Annotated in this window: 4 protein-coding genes; all 4 read left to right on the forward strand. The window is 66.4% G+C overall.

What is annotated here, in order from left to right; genetic code table 11:
* Positions 1–25: 25 nt before the first annotated feature.
* Positions 26–625: a glutathione S-transferase family protein gene (locus INE98_RS00655; protein ID WP_293535797.1), complete on the forward strand. Its 600-nt coding sequence runs from the start codon at positions 26–28 to the stop codon at positions 623–625.
* The gene (locus tag INE98_RS00660; RefSeq protein ID WP_293535794.1) at positions 622–1,635 is read left to right on the forward strand and encodes a S1/P1 Nuclease; all 1,014 of its coding nucleotides are present in this window, start codon (positions 622–624) and stop codon (positions 1,633–1,635) included. Before INE98_RS00655 ends, INE98_RS00660 begins: the two co-directional genes overlap by 4 nt.
* Positions 1,635–2,087, forward strand: coding sequence for an NUDIX domain-containing protein (locus INE98_RS00665; RefSeq protein ID WP_293535795.1), 453 nt, complete (start codon positions 1,635–1,637; stop codon positions 2,085–2,087). Before INE98_RS00660 ends, INE98_RS00665 begins: the two co-directional genes overlap by 1 nt.
* A 150-nt stretch (positions 2,088–2,237) precedes the next feature.
* Positions 2,238–3,152 carry a bifunctional methylenetetrahydrofolate dehydrogenase/methenyltetrahydrofolate cyclohydrolase FolD gene (gene folD, locus INE98_RS00670; RefSeq protein WP_293535796.1) on the forward strand — a complete coding sequence of 305 codons (915 nt, stop codon included), beginning with the start codon at positions 2,238–2,240 and terminating at the stop codon, positions 3,150–3,152.
* Positions 3,153–3,367 lie beyond the last annotated feature (215 nt).

Raw genomic sequence — 3,367 nt, forward strand, 5'->3', positions numbered from 1 at the left:
AACCGGCGCTCGTCAGGAGCCTCCAATGAAGATCTTCGGCGATTCCATTTCCGGCAACTGCCTCAAGGTGAAGTGGGCGGCGGATCATCTCGGCCTCGATTACGAGTGGGCCGAAACCAGCGTACTCTCTGGGGAGACGCGGACTCCCTCCTTTCTGGCGATGAATCCTGCCGGCCAGGTTCCAGTGGTCATTCTCGATGACGGCCGACCCCTGGCTCAATCCAACGCCATAATCCTCCACCTCGCCTGGGGCTCGGAATTGATCCCTTCGGATCCCTACGAACGGGCCCGAATGCTGGAGTGGATGTTCTGGGAGCAGTACAGCCACGAGCCCTACGTGGCGGTCGCCCGCTTTCAGGTCCGTTATCTCGGGACGTCGCCTGACGCCCTGGCGCCCGCCCTTGTCAGCCGGGCGAACGGGGCCCTGGATCACCTGGAGACGGCGCTCGCAGGCCGGGACTGGCTGGTGGCAGGCCGCTTCAGCCTCGCCGATATGGCGCTCCTTCCCTATACCCGGTTTGCGCCCGAGGCCGGGCTTTCGCTCGGCGCTCGTCCTCATCTTTCGAACTGGATCAAGCGATGCGAGGGGTATCTCGGTCTTTCCGTCCCCGGGGGCGCCCCATGAAATCTGCAAGGCGTCTTGCCGTTGCGCTCATGGTGATCCTGACGGCGGCGCCGGGACAGGCCGCCGCTTGGGGCGCGACGGGTCATCGAATGGTCGGCGTCGCCGCCGTCGAGGATCTTCCCGCCGAACTTCCGGCCTTCCTCCGCGACCGATCGGCGGCCCAGGACATCGGTGAACTGTCCCGGGAACTGGATCGCTCCAAGGGCGCTGGCCGCGCGCACGCAGTCTCCCTCGATCCCGGCCATTTCCTGAACGTCTCGGATGACGGGACACTCGCTCCCGGACTCCGGTTTGAAGCGATCCCGCCGGATCGCGAGGCTTACGAAACCGCCCTGCGCGCCGCCGGTACGAGCGCCTGGAAGGTGGGATGGCTGTACCATTCGATCCTTGAGACCCAGCAGCAGTTGACGAAGGACTTCGCCATGTGGCGCGTCCTCCATCATGCCGCCGCGATCGAGCGGAATCCGTCACGGCGCGCCTGGTACAGGGCGGACCTTCGCCGCCGAGAGGCCCTTGTCCTGCAGACCTTGGGCAGGCTGTCGCACTATGTCGCGGATGGAGCGCAGCCCCTGCATGTCACCACGCACTACAACGGGTGGGCTGCCGCGGAGAATCTCGAGGGATTCACCCGGAACCGCATTCACTCCGTCTTCGAGGGCGAGCTGGTCGCGGCGGGTGTCCGACAGGAAGATGTCCGCAGGGCCATGCCTCCGCGCGCAGACATCCAGGGCGCCCTTGAGGCCTATATCTCGGGTTATCTTTCCCGGGCCTGGCGTGAGGTCCCGTCCCTCTATCGGCTGGAAAAGACAGGGGCCCTGACGCCGGGGGATCCGCGGGGCGCCGCCTATGCGAGGGACCGGCTTGGCGTGGGAGCGGGTGCATTGAGGGACCTCGTCACGCTCGCATGGAGATCGTCTTCGGAGTCCCGGGTCGGATGGCCGGAGATGACTGTCGAAGACGCCCTTGCCGGTCGGCACGACCTCTGGGTCTCCCTCTACGGCAAGGACTGATGACCGATCCCCAGTTCGGGCTGGCGTCGTCGGCGGGCGTATGGCCGGATAGACCCTCTGTCTTCGGTATCGCCCGGAGAGGCGGGCGCATCGCGCTGGTGGAGATCGGCGATCCCGCGGATCGTATCTGGCTGGCGCTTCCTGGCGGCGGGATCGAACCCGGGGAAGATGACGCCACAGCTCTCATCCGGGAGTTTCGGGAGGAGACCGGTCTTTTGGTCCAGCCTCTCGGCAGTCTCGGTGCGTCCTCCGACCGCGTACTCCTCAACGCTGGCCGGTCCTTCAATGTTCGCGGGCGTTTCTTCGAGGTTCGGATCCTGGAGGAGAATCCGGCCTGGCTGGTCGAGCCTGACCATCGGCTGGTCTGGCGAACCCCGCTTCAGGCGATCCGCAGCCTGCACAGGGAGTCTCACGCCTGGGCGGTGGCCCAGTGGCTCAGGTCCAGGTCCTGATCGCTGATCCTCGCCTCCGAACCTGGATCACACGCAAGGGTGCGATGCCTTTCCACGCTGAGGCGGAAACGCCCTCAACCGCAAAACCGGTTTCCACTTTCGCCAGACGCAGGCTAGGACGCGACCGACGCCGGGGACGCGGAGGCAACCATGAGCGAGGCCAGGCTGATCGATGGACGGGCGGAAGCCGATGCCCTTCGGGGGAGGGTCGCGGCTGAGGTCGCCGAGCTGAAATCCCGGCACGGCGTCACGCCAGGTCTTGCGGTAGTGCTTGTGGGTGAGGACCCGGCTTCGGAGGTCTATGTCCGATCCAAAGGCGAGCAGTCGCGCGCCGCCGGGATGCACTCGGTGACCCACAGACTTCCCTCCGCGACACGGCAGGAAGATCTCATTCAGCTGGTCCGGAGGCTTAATGCCGATCCCGCCATCCATGGCATCCTGGTCCAGATGCCCCTCCCGGGAGGACTCGACGAGAAGGCGGTGATTGCGGCCATTGATCCTGACAAGGACGTCGATGGACTGCATGTCGTCAATGCGGGCCGCCTTGCCCAAGGTCTTCCGGCCTTGGCGCCCTGCACGCCGGTCGGTTGCATGATCCTGCTCCGGCAGACCCTGGGGGAGTCGCTGGCTGGCCTGAGGGCGGTGGTCCTGGGCCGATCGATCCTGGTCGGTCGGCCGGTTGCCCAGCTGCTTCTTCAGGCCGACTGCACTGTCACCATCGCCCACTCTAGGACACGCGACCTTCCGTCGATCTGCCGGGAGGCGGACATCCTCGTGGCGGCGATCGGCCGCCCCCGGATGATCCCGGGCGACTGGATCCGGTCGGGCGCCACGGTCATTGACGTCGGTATCAACCGAGTGCCCTTTGATGATCCGGTGAAGGCGGCGGAGGGCAGGACCAAGCTGGTCGGCGACGTCGACTTCCGGAGCGCCAGAAAGGTCGCCGGCGCCATTACCCCGGTTCCAAACGGTGTGGGTCCCATGACGGTCGCCTGCCTGCTGGCCAACACCGTGACCGCGGCGCGTCGTCTCAACGGGCTCCCGGCCGGTTCCACGCAGACCTGAAGGTCCAGTCCGGGGGGACGGGAAGGGGCTCCGGCTCGAGATCAGACGTTCGGCCCCGGCCCCGGCCCCGGCGACCGGTTCCCGTTTGCCGGCTGAAGATCTAGCTCGCGGACGCCTGCGCCGCCACACCCTGGTCCGCTATGGCGACAAGCTTTCCGACAGCCTCCTGGACAGCGCTCTGGAAAGCCCCTGCAATCGCAGCGCCGCGGTTCCCG

This window comes from Phenylobacterium sp. (assembly GCF_020253645.1).
GTDB lineage: Bacteria > Pseudomonadota > Alphaproteobacteria > Caulobacterales > Caulobacteraceae > Phenylobacterium.